The sequence below is a fragment of the Clostridium sp. D5 genome (assembly GCF_000190355.1).
In the GTDB taxonomy this organism is placed as follows: Bacteria; Bacillota; Clostridia; order Lachnospirales; family Lachnospiraceae; genus Faecalicatena; species Faecalicatena fissicatena_A.
In genome coordinates, this window is record NZ_GL870817.1 from 148743 (window position 1) to 162937 (window position 14195).

Genomic DNA, 14195 nt, shown 5'->3' on the forward strand with positions numbered 1-14195 from the left:
AAATTTGCCTGGTAAGGCAAATTTTGCCCTCCATTTTACTTCCGTTTTCTTCAACAGCTTCTAACGCTTGCTTTATGGACATTTCACCAGCAGACATTGTCCCGCCGGTTGCCGGACTCGTCTTGTCATTCGCTATGTGCATCCAGGCGGTAGATAAGAGCACATTCCCTGGAGGGAACATGGATGGTGCAGCGGATGTGGGGTGGCTAAGGGCAATCATTCATTTGCAAGATAAGTATATCTAATCCCCATACGCTCACGAGGCTAAAGCTCGTGGGCTGGATTTTGGTTTCTTTCATAGAGGAAGCGGATGTGTTCGTATACTTCCTGAAAATCGATTATACATTCACCGGCCCATATCTGTACAGGGACTTTGGCATCAAAGCCATAGATTATGGGGTATTCATCATGATCGAAATCATAGACGATTACTTTCAGCTTAAACGGGTCAATCATCCAGTATTCGCGGACTCCGGCGTTCATGTATTTATTCAGTTTGATTACCATATCTTTTTTCTTTGTGGACTTGGAGAGTACTTCGATTACAAAATCGGGGGCTCCGTAGACACATCTGTTGATGATCTTGTCACGGTCGCATACGATGATGACATCGGGCTGTACCATTGTTTTTTCATCGCAGTCCAGTTGTACATCGAGGGGCGATATCATAGGAAGACAAGATCCTGTTCCGGATGCTGTGTGCCCTAATAATTTGGCGTAAATAAATCCGGCGATGAGCTGGTGGGGGGAGGTTGGGGCGGTCATGTTATAGAATACGCCGTCGATTAGTTCCACCCGTATATCATCCGGAATTTGATAGTAATCTTCCAGGGTATATTCTCCCTGCTGTTTGGCGCCATATGCGCTTTGGGTTTCTCTTATATACAGGTTCTGGGAATCACCAAGTACCTGCTCTAATGCGCGCAGTGTTTCATAACGCGGGGAAGAGCTGGTTCCGTTGAAGACTTTTTGTACGGTTCCGAGAGGTACACCGGATAATTCTGCGATCTGGGCATAAGTATAGCCGAGTTCTTTTTTTCGTTCTTTCATTTCCTGTACTGTCATGCTCAATCTTCCTTTCTCCTTAAACAATAGCGTGTAAGATTTGCTGGTATATGTAAAAGACGGCTTCTATAAGTTGAATATAATTGTAATACAAAAACAACCTCTAATCAACCGTATTGTGAAAAATACATCCTTAAAATAACCATATAAAGATAAACGGATATAAAAAGATGGGAGTTTTGTAGTACACTACATGGTGCTAATCTATTGCTTATACGAGGTGTTGGATTATTGTTAATATTGCCATGGTAAAATATCAAAAGCAGAGATATGTTGTTAAATGTCACAATATAGTTTGTTAACTCGATTGACAAATTATATATGGGATGTTATGATCGAAATATGAAAAGACATTTTTTTACAGCAGTGTCGTGAGGATGGCAGATGCAGTTTATAAACCGCATCCGCAGTAAAAATTTAATAAAATGGAGGCAGAGACAGGATTATGGACGTATTTGAAAGAATGAAGCAGCCGATTTTTTTTGAGGGGAACCGGGTATGGAGGGTTTACCTGGGAGGAAAGCTTTTAGGAGATTTTGTCGGGGATCCGGTGGAGGACAGTTTTTATCCGGAGGAGTGGATCGCTTCTGCGGTGTCGGCTATGAATAAAGACAGCGAGGATCCCAGGGAAGGGCTGAGTGTGATTGAGGGGACGGATATAACACTCAGGGAGTTGATTGATGAGCATCCATCCAAGATGCTGGGAAAGGCGCAGGATCTTGGAGTGCTGGTGAAGTTCCTGGACAGTGCTATCCGGCTGCCGGTGCAGGTGCACCCGGATCATGCGTTCTCCCGTAAATATCTGAACAGTGAATTTGGGAAGGCTGAGATGTGGATTGTCCTGGCAACCCGGGAAGACGCCTGTATTCATTTTGGCTTCCGTGAACAGATGGATGAGAAGCGTCTGATGCAGTCTGTTGAGCAGTCCCATGAGAATAAGGAGGAGATGAGTTCTCTTCTGAACCGGTATCCGGTGAAGCCGGGCGATGTCTTTTTTATTCCAGGGAAAATGGTGCACGCAATCGGACAGGGCTGCCTGATTCTGGAGATACAGGAGCCTACGGATTTTACAATACAGCCGGAGTACTGGTGCGGGGAGTATCTTCTGAATGAAAGCGAGATGTACCTGGATCTGGGAAAAGAGACTGCGCTTAAATGTTTTAATTATGATATATACGGAGATGCCTGCGAGGGGATGGCACGGAAGATCCCCGTGGTTTTATGGGAGCGCGACGGAGTTCAAAAGGAGAGCGTGATCACGGAGGCGGATACCGGGTGTTTCAGCGTGGGACGCTATACGATTAAAAACGGAAAAACAACGCTTGAGGCCGCGCCGGCCATTTATGTTGTTACAAAAGGCGAAGGAAAAGTAGAAGGGCAAGGCTATTCCAGAACGGTCAGACAGGGGGAATATTTCTTCCTTCCGTACCAGGCAAAAGGAACATTCCGGGCAGAGACAACCGGGGAACTCGAGATTGTAGAATGTGTGCCGCCGGCAGCAGAGTGATGAAGGAGATTGTGGTCTGAATGAAGGGAAAAGAATTAGTACGAAGAGCAGTCGATCTGGAGTATCCGTCTCGGATCCCGATAGTGTTCTTCAACAGGGATAAGGAAAAGTCTGATATAGTTATGATTGATGTATGCCATCAGTATCAGGGAGAGAATCAGGACATGTCTGAATGGGGATTTCAGTGGGAAAAATGCGATGACAGCATGGGACAGCCGTTGAGGCCCATTATTGAGACGATGGAGGACCTTGAGAATTACAGGGGACCGGACCCTTACGACCCGGAGCGTTTCCGGCATACGGCAGAAGAGATGGAAAAGTATCCGGGACAGTATTACCTTGCGAGTACAGGACTTTCCGGTTTTACAATCATGACATGCCTGCATGGATTTGCACAGGTGCTGGAGGATATGTACATAGAGGAAGAATTCTTTCATGCGTTGGCGGATCTGGTATTCGGTTTTGAGGAGCAGGTGATCCTTCAGCTGAAAGAACAGGGATTTCACGGCGTTGCCTTTTTTGATGACTGGGGAACGCAGAATAACCTGATTATCTCCCCGGACAAATGGCGGGAGGTCTTCAAACCGCGCTATGCCCGGCAGTTCCAGATGATACACGAGCAGGGGATGGATGTGTACTTCCACTGCTGCGGTGCGATTGAAGCTATTATACCGGATCTGATTGAGATCGGGGTGGATATGCTGAATATCAGCCAGCCGAATCTGTTTGATATTGAGGAACTGGGGGAAAAGTACAGCGGAAAGATTTGCTTTGTATGTCCTGTAAGTTACCAGACAACCTCCATCAACGGTACAAAAGAGATGATCAGGTCCGATGTCAGGGCGCTGGTGGAAAACCTGGGCAATCATGGAGGCGGCCTGATCGGATACATCGAAGACTACCGGATTATGGGGATGAGCGAAGAAAATTACCAGGCCTGTGTGGAAGCATTTCAGACGATCGGTGCCTATGGAAGAGAGGAGGAAGTATGAAGCAGTCGTCGGTTGAATTTATAGAGCAGTTTAAAAAGGAAAATCCTGCGTTGCTGGAGCAGGCCGGGTGTGCCGGGGAGGCCGTGGAATTGCTGGCACAGTGCTATCATAGCGGCGGCAAAGTGCTGGTATGCGGGAATGGAGGGAGCGCTTCGGACAGTGAACATATTGTAGGGGAACTGATGAAGGGATTTATTAAGAAACGGCCGCTGGACCACTGCGAACTGGAACGTCTGGAGCAGAATACGAAGGATGAGGCTGAGCTGAAATGGATGGGAGAGAATCTGCAGAGAGGCCTGCCCGCGATTTCGCTTGTCAGCCAGAGTGCCCTGCTGACCGCCTTTGCAAATGATGCGGAGCCAAAGCTGGTGTTCGCACAGCAGGTAATGGGATACGGGCAGGAACGGGATATCTTTATCGGATTGAGTACTTCCGGCAATTCGGAGAATGTGGTCTATGGGGCAAAAGCTGCGAAAAGTCAGGGGATGGATGTAATCAGTTTTACGGGGGCCAGGGATTCCAGGCTTTCCGAGATCAGCAGTGTTGTTCTGCGTTCCAATGAAACGGAGACATATAAGGTACAGGAAGAGCACATTAAGCTATATCATCTGATCTGTGCAGTGCTGGAAAACGAGATGTTTGAGAGGTAAGGCTTCTATGGAAAAGTATTATATAGGTATGGATATCGGCGGAACCAAATGTGCGGTTCTGGCGGGCACCAAAGACGTGCAGGTACTGGAGCGAATTGAGATCCCTACGGATCACACGATGCTGCCGGAGGACTATATTATGGAAAGGCTTGTACCTCTCTGCTGCAGCCTGATAGAGAAGTATAAGGAAAGAGGTACTTTTCAGGCAGTGGGAATCAGCTGCGGAGGGCCGCTGGATGACAGGCGGGGAATCATTATGTCTCCCCCGAATCTTCCGGGATGGGATGAGATCCATATAGCAAAGATGCTGGAGGAAGCGGTTGGGCTGCCGGTGTATCTGCAGAATGACGCCAATGCCTGTGCGATTGCGGAATGGAAATTCGGAGCAGGCATTGGCAGCAGAAATATGATATTTATGACATTCGGTACCGGGATGGGCGCCGGGCTGATCCTGGATGGCAGACTCTATTCCGGAACCAATGGGATGGCAGGCGAGGCCGGACATATCCGCCTGGCAGAACAGGGACCGGAAGGTTACGGCAAGGCCGGATCTTTTGAAGGTTTCTGCAGCGGAGGCGGCATTAAAAACCTCTGCAGACTGATGGCAAAGGAGCGGTTCCAGGGAGAAGGTATCTGCATTCTGGGTAAAGAGTACAGCCCTGAGGAGGTGACGGCAAAGCTTGTGTTTCATGCCGCACGTGAGGGGGATACATTTTCCGTGGAGGTGGTGCAGGAATGCGCCCGGTATCTGGGCAGAGGTCTGGCCGTTCTGGTGGATATCCTGAATCCGGAAAAGATTGTGCTGGGCAGTATATTTGTCAGGGGCGAGGATCTGCTCAGAGAGACCATGGAGGCCTGTCTGAGAACAGAAGTCCTGCCGGCTTCCGGCAGTGTATGTGAGGTGGTTCCTGCCAGTCTGGGGGAAGCGATCGGAGATGTTGCGGCGCTGTCTGTCGCAATTGTGAATGGAGGTAGAAAAGATGAGCAGGAGACAAAACTTTATTGATACGATGAACCACAAAAGGCCGGAAAACATGATCATTGACTTCGGCGGAAATCCGCTGTCTACGATGGAAGGAAAGAGTGAGGATTATCTGCTGGATTTTCTGGGGTATAAAAAGGAAAAGCCGGAAGAAAGGCTGTTGTTTGGCAAGACGCCCAGACTGGATGAACGGATTCTGAAACATTTTGATGTGGACACAAGGTCTGTGGGAACGATCCTGACGCCCCGGGACTCCCAGTTCTGTAAGATTTCAGATGATGAGTATATTGACGAGTGGGGAATCCGCAGAGTCTTTACCGGGCTGTATTGGGAGGCCGTGAACACGCCCCTGAAAGATGCAGAGATTGGGGATCTGGACAGCTATCCGTTCCCGGATCCGGAGAGCATATCAGGGGAAGAACTGGATCAGATTGAACAGGAGGCAAAGGCGCTCTATGAGGATACGGATTATGTGATCTGCGCGGAGCATCCGGTCTACGGAATCTTTGAACTGGGCTGCTGGATGTGCGGATTCGATGAGTTTCTTTACCGCATTGCCGCTGAACCGGAATTTGTGGAAAAATTTTTTGAAAAGGTACTGGATTACCAGAAAAAGGTACTCAAACAGTACTATGGCCGGATTGGGAAATATATTCATTACACCTCCAGCGGAGATGACTATGCAACTCAGAATGCACCGTTTGTATCACCGGGGATGTTCCGGGATTATATTAAACCTTATTTTCAGGAGCGCATCCGGTATACAAAGGAACTGACGGATGCGTACTATTTACATCATTCCTGTGGCAGTGTCTATATGCTGCTGGATGATCTGATTGATTCCGGTGTGGAGATCCTGAATCCGATCCAGCCTAAGGCTAAGGATATGGGACCGGAGCGGCTGAAGAGCGAATTTGGGGACCGCATTGTATTTCATGGTGGAATTGATACGCAGGAACTGCTGCCGTTTCTGGATGAGCAGAGGATCCGGGAGGAAGTTGCAAAAACCATTGATATCATGATACAGGATGGGGGTTATATATTTGCAGCGGCCCATAATATTCAGGAGGATGTGGCTCCTGAGAAACTGACAGTGATGCTGGAGACAGCACGAAAAGCCGGAAAAAGGTAAAAGAGAGTGCCGCAGGCCGGTATGATGGAAGGATAGATTTAATGAAAGTAGTAATTGCCGACGATGAACAGAAGATATGTCAGTTAATCCAGCTTTTGATTGACTGGGAAGCACTGGGAATGGAGATTGCCGCAGTTGTACATAATGGAGTCGATGCGGTGGAAGCAGTGAAAGAGTACCAGCCGGATATCATGATCACGGACATCAAGATGCCGGGCTATGACGGACTGGAGATGATTTCGCGCGCAAAGGAGATTAATCCGGAGCTGGAATTTATCATCATAAGCGGATACAGGAACTTTAATTATGCCCAGCAGGCCATCAAATACGGGGTCAAGGATTACTTACTGAAACCAATTGGCGAGCAGGAACTGAGAGAAGCCCTGAATAATATCCGGGTGAAATACATGGAACGCAAGGAGGCGCTGTCCCAGGAGGAAGCCCTGAAGATGAAGATCCAGAGCAACATCGACCGGATCCGCGTGGATGCACTGAAGTTGTTTCTGAACCGGAAATACCGGATGGAAGACATGGCTTTGGAAGCCGTTAATGAGGCCTATCATTTCCACTTTCAGGCGGGGTGCTTCCGTATGGTTATGGTGAAGCTGGACGGGATCTATCATGTGAACAGAACAGAGCTGGAGTATATGGAGCATAAAGTGCTTCAGATACTGGAGCACAAACTCAGGCCCGTGTGTATCGATATGGAATGTACGATGGAACCGGATGCCTTCTGCATTATATTGAACTATGAACCGGATGTGAATATAAGGAGAACGCTGAACAGTATTCTGGAGGAGCTGGTTCTGCAGAAAGAGATTTTTGAACATCTGGAAGTCACGATCGGACTTGGATTACGGGCAGATCATATTTCGGATATCTACTATTCACAGAAAAGCGCGGTCTGGGCTGTGGAACAGAGGCTGATGGAGGGGACAAACAGGATTATTGAAGGAAAGGGAAAATCCTCCAATGATTTTGCGGATTCGGAGATCTTTTTAAACTTTAATAAAGAGATGACCAGGGCTCTGGATGGTATGGACGTGGATGCGGTGCGCAGTGCTCTTCGGTATCTGCAGAAAGAACTGCAGACGCGGAAGGAGACCAATGGACATGAGGTGCTGCAGATGGCAAAGGAGACCATGAATTTGTACCTGTTCCATGTCAGAAGGCGTAAGCATCATTCAGAGAAACTGGATGAACTGTTCGAGGTATTTAACAGTGAGATTAACAAATATGGTTCGGTCGACGGAGTGTTCCGTTATCTGACCCGGATCATCACCTCTTCCTTTGAGGAAGAGATAGAGATGATGCGCAGTGCGGATACCAGGCCGATCAGGGAAGCAAAGAAGTATATTGAAGACAATTATCAGAAGCCGATCACACTGGAGATCGTCAGTAATGAAGTCGGATTTAATCCGGCCTATTTCAGCACGCTTTTTAAAAAAGAGACGGACACTACATTTTCTGAATATCTGCAGGAATACCGGATTAACCAGGCAAAGCTCCTTCTGAAAGAGACAAATATGAGTATTCAGAGTGTGTGTGAAACCGTAGGCTATAACGATATGAAGAGCTTTAAAAAAGTATTTGTAAAATATGCAGGCCTGAATCCCAGAGACTTCCGAAAATTATATTCATAGGAGTGCTTATGAAAAAAAGGTGGAGATACATTAATTTCAGAATAAAAGTCTGGGGGATAGCCGGGGGTGTTCTTGTACTTGCCGGCCTTGCGCTTTTTTTCCTTACCGATGTGGAACTGAGCAAGGTACTGGCAGCTGTTTATACGGGAATCCTGGCATTGTTTTTTTATACAGGATACCGCTGTATTATAAGGCCCATGAAAGAAGTGGATAAGACCTTTGCCCTTTTTGCCGAAGGATATGTGTTCCAGGATGTGTTTGAGCTGAATTATGCTCTGACACCTGCCGTGGAAGCGGCAGTCCTTAAATTTCAGGAATCTATTAATGCGCGGGAGCTCCTGACGATTTCCAAGAAGCAGGCAAAATATATTGCACTGCAGAATCAGATCAACCCTCATTTTCTTTATAATACACTGGAGGGAATCCGAAGTGAGGCGCTTATGGCAGGGGTTGGTACGGTTGCTGATATGACGGAGACACTGGCAAAGTTTTTCCGGTATACGATCTCCAATCTGGACCATCTGGTTGCTGTGGAGAATGAGATATCCAATGTGGAGAACTATTACCGGATACAGCAGTACCGGTTTGGTGAAAAGATTGTAATGAAGATCAAGTTTCTCTGTGAAAAAGAGGAAGTCCTGTCGTGTAAAATCCCGAAGCTGTCGCTGCAGCCGGTGGTGGAAAATGCAATCCGCCATGGAATTGAGGGAAAAATGGGGCAGGGGAATATCACCATCAAGGTAAACCGGACAAAAGAGCGCGTGCTGATCGTGATCTCAGATGACGGCGTGGGTATGAATGCAGAATCTGTGAAAGCAATGAACCAGAAGCTGCGGACCGTCAATCTGGATTCTGCTGTGGAAAGTGATGAGGCACAGGGCGGTATAGCTATTGTAAATGTGAACAACCGTATAAAACTTCTGTTTGGTGAAGAGTACGGGATCTGCTACTACAGCAGACCCAATGCGGGAACGGATGTAGAGATGGTATTTCCATGTGTGGAGCAGTGATTATATGAGAGAAGAAGTTTTCAGAATGAGTGGTGTGACCCAGGAAAACTCCGGGATTCAGACGCTTCATAATATCAACCTGAACATTTTCAAAGGGGAGATCCTGGGGCTGGCGGCACTGGATGACCTGGGGCTGGATGATCTGGTTTCGCTGATGTGCAGGAATCAGCCTATTAAATACGGTAAGGTGTATTTTAAGGAAAAGCTGGTGAATTCCGGTACAAAGCAGGGGGTTACAACGAACAAAGTATATGTCATTGAAAAAGAATCCAAACTGGTTCCCGGACTTTCTGTTGCGGATAATGTGTTTGTGCTGCGCAGCGGATTTAAAAAGTATCTGATTCAGCCGGCCGTCCTGTGTGCGCAGGTAGAGAAACATCTCAGGGAGCTGGGAGTCTCTGTCTCCCCCCGGGCGCTGTGTGAAGAACTGACCGGCTATGAACGGTGCGTGATTGAACTTCTCAAAGCAGTACTGCAGGGAGTCGGCCTGGTGGTACTGCGGGAAATCAGTGACATTCTGGGCAGAGCGGACCTGGAAAAATTTCAGAAGATTGTCAGCGACTATGCCAAGGAAGGGATATCATTTTTATATATCTGCAGCCACCATGAGGAGGCATTTCCCTTCTGCCACAGGATGCTTTTGCTTGAAGACGGCTATCTTGTTAAAGTCTTCGAGAAGGATGAGATGACAGATGAGAATATTGAGCCTTACATTATCAAGATCAAAAGAAAACGTGAGGCGCAGCCGGAAAAGGAAGAAGACAGCGGCAGCATTCTGGCGTTCAGAAAGGTGAAGGGAACCCGGATCCGGAATCTGAGTTTTGAAGTAAAAAAAGGAGAATGCATTACTCTGCTGGATAATGACAATTACATCCTGCAGGAGATCCTTGACCTGCTGATGGGGGCTCAGCAGGCAGAGGCAGGGAAGATTCTGCTTGGCAATCAGGTTTATACCTGCAGAAGCGGCGCGGATGCCCTGGATCATGGCGTATCAATCGTCCGCGAAAACCCGCTGAAGACCATGCTGTTCTACGAAATGTCTTACATGGAAAACCTGCTTTTTCTGGTGGACAGAAAATTAAACAAAACGATGATACTAAAGAAAATTCAGCGCAGTGTAATCAATGAATTTTTTCCTGTACTGGGGGAGGTAATGTATACAAGAAATATAGACACCCTTTCACTGGAGGATTTATACAATCTGATTTATTACAGGGTGATTCTGTATAAGCCGAAGGTCCTTTTCTGTGTTCAGCCATTTTCGGGAGCGGATATGTACCTTCGAAAGCATATTGCAAAACTGATGGATGAGTGCAGGGCACAGGGGATCTCTATTGTAATCCTTGCAGTGCGCCTGTCGGATACCCTGCGTGTTTCCGACAGACTGTATGTGATAGAGCATGGACAGGTACAAAAAGAATACAAACAGGATGAATATCAGACGGAATTCAGATGGCAGAATAAATGATGTGAACAAGGAGGAACGGGACTGTGAATTCAAAAGAAAGAGTAAAAGCAGCCTTAAACGGAGAGCGGACAGACAGAATTCCCCGATTTATCTGGGCGAATGATGCGACAAAGGAAAAACTGGCCCAATATCTTGGAATCAGTATGGAAGAAGTGGAAACATATATCGGCAATGACGTAAAGCAGACATGGCTGTCCATCAACCGTGAGATGGAGCGTCCCTGGCCCCAGGGGGGGAGCTTTACGGATGAATGGGGGATCGTATGGCGCAGAGACGGCTATTACAATATGGTGACGCGCCATCCGCTGGCGGAGCTTTCGGAAGAGGAGATCCGTGCATATCCCGTTCCCGATGCCCGGGATAAAGAGCGTTACGAAGGGCTGGACAGTCTGATCGGGAAATACGGAGCGGAATATTTTATCGGAGCAGATATATCGGGAACTATTTTTGAACCGGCCTATCATCTGCGCGGTCTGGACAATCTTCTGATGGATATGGCTTCCGAATCCGGGGAGGCGGACCTGATCCTGGATATGACAATGCAGCAGTCCATAGCAATTGCACGGGAAGCCCTGAAAAGACCCGTGGACTGGGTCTGGCTGGGAGACGATGTGGGGACACAAAAGAGCATGATGATGTCTCCGGATCTCTGGAGAAAATATCTGAAGCCCAGGATGAAAAAAGTGATCGATGAGATCCGCAGGATCTCTCCAGGGATACCGGTTGCCTATCATTCCTGCGGTTCTATCAGGCCCATACTTAAAGATTTGGAAGAAGTCGGAATCAATGTGATCAATCCGCTTCAGGAGAGCAGCTGCGATATGGACCACGCAGAAATCCGGAACGGGCTGAAAGCGGAGACCGTTATGTTCTGCGGGATTGACACACAGACTTTCCTTCTGACAGAACCAGCGGATGCGGTTGGAAGGAAGATGACGGAGATTCTGGAGCTGCTTGCAGCCCGGGGCAGATACATATGCGGGGTCTCACATACGCTCCAGCCGGATATCCCGAGTGAAAATATTGAGGCAATGATACAGTCTCTAAATATGTATAAAGTATGAACTAATTGTAAATAAACAAAGAATGCCCCACAATCCGAAAGAACACCCCCTGTTTGGTGAAAATCCCCGATGCTATAATATTTTTAAAAGAAAGGGGCTCGGGTACATGGAAGATTATATTGTAGAACTGAAAGATATCACAAAGAGCTTTCCGGGAGTTCTGGCCCTGGATAAGGTTCAGTTTAATCTGAAAAGCGGGGAAGTTGTGGCGCTGCTGGGTGAGAACGGAGCAGGCAAATCAACACTGATGAAGATCTTGAGCGGTGTCTATACGAGAGACTCCGGGACAATGAAAATCTTTGGAAAAGAGTACGGTGATCTGCATCCAAAGCTGGCTCAGGAGATCGGTGTGGCAATTATTCACCAGGAGCTGAATATGTGCTCCCATCTGACAGTTGCTGAGAACATTTTCCTCGGAAGAGAAAAGATTCACTCGGGTATGCTGGATAACCGCAGCATGAATGCGGAAGCAAAAAGGATCCTGGATGATCTGAACATTGACCTGAATCCGCACACACTGGTAGGGGACCTGCCGGTATCCAAACAGCAGATGGTAGAGATTGCAAAGGCACTCTCCTGTAATGCTAAGATCCTGATTATGGATGAGCCTACAAGTGCTCTTACCTCGAAAGAGATTGATGACCTGTTTGTTATTATCGGAAGGCTGAAGGAAGCCGGATGCGGAATCGTCTATATCTCACACCGCCTGGAAGAACTGAAGCACATTGTCGACAGGGTTATTATCATGCGGGACGGCAAATATGTCCTGACCAGCAGGTTTTCTGAGATCTCCATGGACGATATCATTACCAATATGGTAGGCCGTGAGATTACAGAGCAGTTTCCAAGGGTTTCCTGTGAAAAGGGAGAAAAGATACTTGAGATCCGGGAACTGAATGCAGGCAGGATGGTAAGGAATATAAACCTGGATGTTTATGGAGGCGAGATCCTAGGGATTGCAGGCCTTATGGGAGCCGGAAGGACGGAAACCACAAGAGCAGTCTTCGGGATCGATAAAAAGGATTCGGGAACGTTGATTCTGGACGGAAAGGAATTAAAGATAACGTGTCCGGACGATGCGATCAAGGCAGGCGTTGTACTGGCTCCGGAAGACCGAAAAAAAGACGGACTCTGCACCGGGCTGAGTGTGCAGGATAATATATCCCTGCCAAACCTGGATGTTATATGTAATAAGCTGGGCGTGATTAACCGTAAAAAAGAAAAAGAGATGTCCAGAAAGGCCATCAAAGACCTGCAGGTAAAGCTGCCGAACGCCCAGGTAAATGCGGGCTCCCTGTCAGGCGGAAACCAACAGAAAGTCGTAGTTGCCAAATGGCTTGCAAGACGCTCCAGAGTCGTAATTTTCGACGAGCCGACCAGAGGAATTGATGTTGCTGCAAAGGTTGAGATTTACAACCTGATGAACGAACTGAAAAAAGAAGGAATCGGCGTCGTGTTCGTATCTTCCGAGATGCCGGAAGTCATGGGAATCAGTGACAGGATTATCGTCATGTGTGACGGAAGGATAACCGGAGAACTGAACGCAGAAGAAGCGACCCAGGATCAGATACTGAAATATGCGACGGCATTTGAGAAGAAGTAAATGCCGGTATAGAGAAAGGTAAGGAGACTTTAGGTATGGAGAAGAAAGAAAATAACGTTTTTAAAAATATACTTGCCATTCGGGGCATGGGGCAGGTTATGACGGTTACCTGCGGGCTGATTGTTCTTTGTATTGCATTCGGGATTCTGAATCCAAGCTTTTTCTCGGGGCGGAATGTTGAGAACCTGCTCCGGCAGATCGCACCGATCCTGATTATCGGTATCGGACAGTCCTATGTACTGATCACCGGAAACATCGACTTGTCCATCGGTTCCGTAGTTGGTATGAGCTGTATGATCTCTGCCACACTGATGACAAAAGGGATGAACCCATGGCTTTCACTGCTTGTTACGGTTGTGGTATGCGTGATAACCGGTATCCTCAACGGTTTGCTTGTTGCACAGTATAAACTGCCTCCTTTCATCGCCACCCTTGGTACCATGATGGTTGCCAGAGGTGTTGCCCAGATCGTGAATAACAACTACAATACAGACGCCATTGGCGATGCGGCAAAAGGCTTCAGAGATTTCTTTTATTATGGGAAAACAATCGGTGTATACAATACAGTATGGATTGCAATTGTACTCTTTTTGATCTTCAATTTCCTGCTCAGCAGGACCAGGACAGGAAGGCATATTTACGCAGTCGGCAGCAATGTGGATGCTGCAAAGCTTTCCGGTGTCAATGTAGTAACGACAACAATCAAGGTGTATATAGTCAGCGCATTCTGCGCAGGCGTTGTAGGACTCATTACCTGTGCAACAGCAGGAATGGGAACAATGGATGCAGGAAATATGTATGAGATGTATGCGGTTGCCGCTTCTGTAATCGGCGGTGTATCCACTCTCGGAGGTATTGGCATACTCGGCGGAACAGTAGTAGGCGCCATGATCTGGGGTGTTCTCCAGAATGGACTTCAGTTTGCAGGCGCACCTGTGGCAATCCGGAATATCGTAATTGGTGTAATCGTTGTGGTATCTGTTTTACTGGATGTATTAATCAGAACCCGTGCACCGAAGAAAAAAGTGTGAATCTGATAGCATATGTCCAAAGGGCACACCGTAACTCATGCCCTTCGG

General features: G+C 47.5%; 12 protein-coding genes. 11 read left to right on the top strand and 1 reads right to left on the bottom strand.

The window, feature by feature from the left end; genetic code table 11:
* Positions 1 to 264: 264 nt before the first annotated feature.
* Positions 265 to 1065, bottom strand: coding sequence for a Uma2 family endonuclease (locus tag HMPREF0240_RS18160; protein ID WP_009004880.1), 801 nt, complete (start codon positions 1063 to 1065; stop codon positions 265 to 267).
* A gap of 445 nt (positions 1066 to 1510) precedes the next feature.
* Here HMPREF0240_RS18160 and HMPREF0240_RS18165 point away from each other — a divergent pair, with 445 nt between their 5' ends.
* The 11 genes from HMPREF0240_RS18165 (at position 1511) to HMPREF0240_RS18215 (ending at position 14147) form a co-directional block, all read left to right on the top strand.
* Entirely contained in the window at positions 1511 to 2572 is a 1062-nt protein-coding gene (locus HMPREF0240_RS18165) for a class I mannose-6-phosphate isomerase (RefSeq protein ID WP_009004881.1), read from the top strand.
* A 20-nt stretch (positions 2573 to 2592) separates the two neighbouring features.
* Positions 2593 to 3564, top strand: a complete 972-nt coding sequence (locus tag HMPREF0240_RS18170; protein ID WP_009004882.1) for a uroporphyrinogen decarboxylase family protein — start codon at positions 2593 to 2595, stop codon at positions 3562 to 3564.
* Positions 3561 to 4214 carry an SIS domain-containing protein gene (locus HMPREF0240_RS18175; protein ID WP_009004883.1) on the top strand — a complete coding sequence of 218 codons (654 nt, stop codon included), beginning with the start codon at positions 3561 to 3563 and terminating at the stop codon, positions 4212 to 4214. The genes HMPREF0240_RS18170 and HMPREF0240_RS18175 overlap by 4 nt, the downstream gene beginning before the upstream one ends.
* 7 nt (positions 4215 to 4221) lie before the next feature.
* A complete protein-coding gene (locus HMPREF0240_RS18180; protein WP_009004884.1) occupies positions 4222 to 5220 on the top strand; it encodes an ROK family protein in 999 nt (332 codons plus the stop codon).
* Positions 5195 to 6328, top strand: coding sequence for a uroporphyrinogen decarboxylase family protein (locus HMPREF0240_RS18185; RefSeq protein WP_009004885.1), 1134 nt, complete (start codon positions 5195 to 5197; stop codon positions 6326 to 6328). The genes HMPREF0240_RS18180 and HMPREF0240_RS18185 overlap by 26 nt, the downstream gene beginning before the upstream one ends.
* Before the next feature lie 41 nt (positions 6329 to 6369).
* Positions 6370 to 7971 (top strand): response regulator, encoded by a 1602-nt coding sequence (locus HMPREF0240_RS18190; protein ID WP_009004886.1) that lies wholly within the window; start codon positions 6370 to 6372, stop codon positions 7969 to 7971.
* An 8-nt stretch (positions 7972 to 7979) separates the two neighbouring features.
* Positions 7980 to 8981, top strand: coding sequence for a histidine kinase (locus HMPREF0240_RS18195; RefSeq protein WP_035314081.1), 1002 nt, complete (start codon positions 7980 to 7982; stop codon positions 8979 to 8981).
* Between the two features lie 4 nt (positions 8982 to 8985).
* The gene (locus HMPREF0240_RS18200) at positions 8986 to 10449 is read left to right on the top strand and encodes a sugar ABC transporter ATP-binding protein (protein ID WP_009004888.1); all 1464 of its coding nucleotides are present in this window, start codon (positions 8986 to 8988) and stop codon (positions 10447 to 10449) included.
* 23 nt (positions 10450 to 10472) lie between these two features.
* The gene (locus HMPREF0240_RS18205) at positions 10473 to 11513 is read left to right on the top strand and encodes a uroporphyrinogen decarboxylase family protein (RefSeq protein ID WP_009004889.1); all 1041 of its coding nucleotides are present in this window, start codon (positions 10473 to 10475) and stop codon (positions 11511 to 11513) included.
* Positions 11514 to 11619: 106 nt separating this feature from the next.
* Entirely contained in the window at positions 11620 to 13116 is a 1497-nt protein-coding gene (locus tag HMPREF0240_RS18210) for a sugar ABC transporter ATP-binding protein (protein ID WP_009004890.1), read from the top strand.
* Positions 13117 to 13151: 35 nt separating this feature from the next.
* The gene (locus tag HMPREF0240_RS18215; protein ID WP_009004891.1) at positions 13152 to 14147 is read left to right on the top strand and encodes an ABC transporter permease; all 996 of its coding nucleotides are present in this window, start codon (positions 13152 to 13154) and stop codon (positions 14145 to 14147) included.
* Positions 14148 to 14195: the final 48 nt, after the last annotated feature.

Excerpts from the sequence above, each read along its gene's own strand:
- HMPREF0240_RS18160 (WP_009004880.1), bottom strand. The coding sequence starts at position 1,065 with ATGACAGTACAGGAAATGAAAGAACGAAAAAAAGAACTCGGCTATACT.
- HMPREF0240_RS18165 (WP_009004881.1), top strand. The coding sequence starts at position 1,511 with ATGGACGTATTTGAAAGAATGAAGCAGCCGATTTTTTTTGAGGGGAAC.
- HMPREF0240_RS18170 (WP_009004882.1), top strand. The coding sequence starts at position 2,593 with ATGAAGGGAAAAGAATTAGTACGAAGAGCAGTCGATCTGGAGTATCCG.
- HMPREF0240_RS18175 (WP_009004883.1), top strand. The coding sequence starts at position 3,561 with ATGAAGCAGTCGTCGGTTGAATTTATAGAGCAGTTTAAAAAGGAAAAT.
- HMPREF0240_RS18180 (WP_009004884.1), top strand. The coding sequence starts at position 4,222 with ATGGAAAAGTATTATATAGGTATGGATATCGGCGGAACCAAATGTGCG.
- HMPREF0240_RS18185 (WP_009004885.1), top strand. The coding sequence starts at position 5,195 with ATGAGCAGGAGACAAAACTTTATTGATACGATGAACCACAAAAGGCCG.
- HMPREF0240_RS18190 (WP_009004886.1), top strand. The coding sequence starts at position 6,370 with ATGAAAGTAGTAATTGCCGACGATGAACAGAAGATATGTCAGTTAATC.
- HMPREF0240_RS18195 (WP_035314081.1), top strand. The coding sequence starts at position 7,980 with ATGAAAAAAAGGTGGAGATACATTAATTTCAGAATAAAAGTCTGGGGG.
- HMPREF0240_RS18200 (WP_009004888.1), top strand. The coding sequence starts at position 8,986 with ATGAGAGAAGAAGTTTTCAGAATGAGTGGTGTGACCCAGGAAAACTCC.
- HMPREF0240_RS18210 (WP_009004890.1), top strand. The coding sequence starts at position 11,620 with ATGGAAGATTATATTGTAGAACTGAAAGATATCACAAAGAGCTTTCCG.
- HMPREF0240_RS18215 (WP_009004891.1), top strand. The coding sequence starts at position 13,152 with ATGGAGAAGAAAGAAAATAACGTTTTTAAAAATATACTTGCCATTCGG.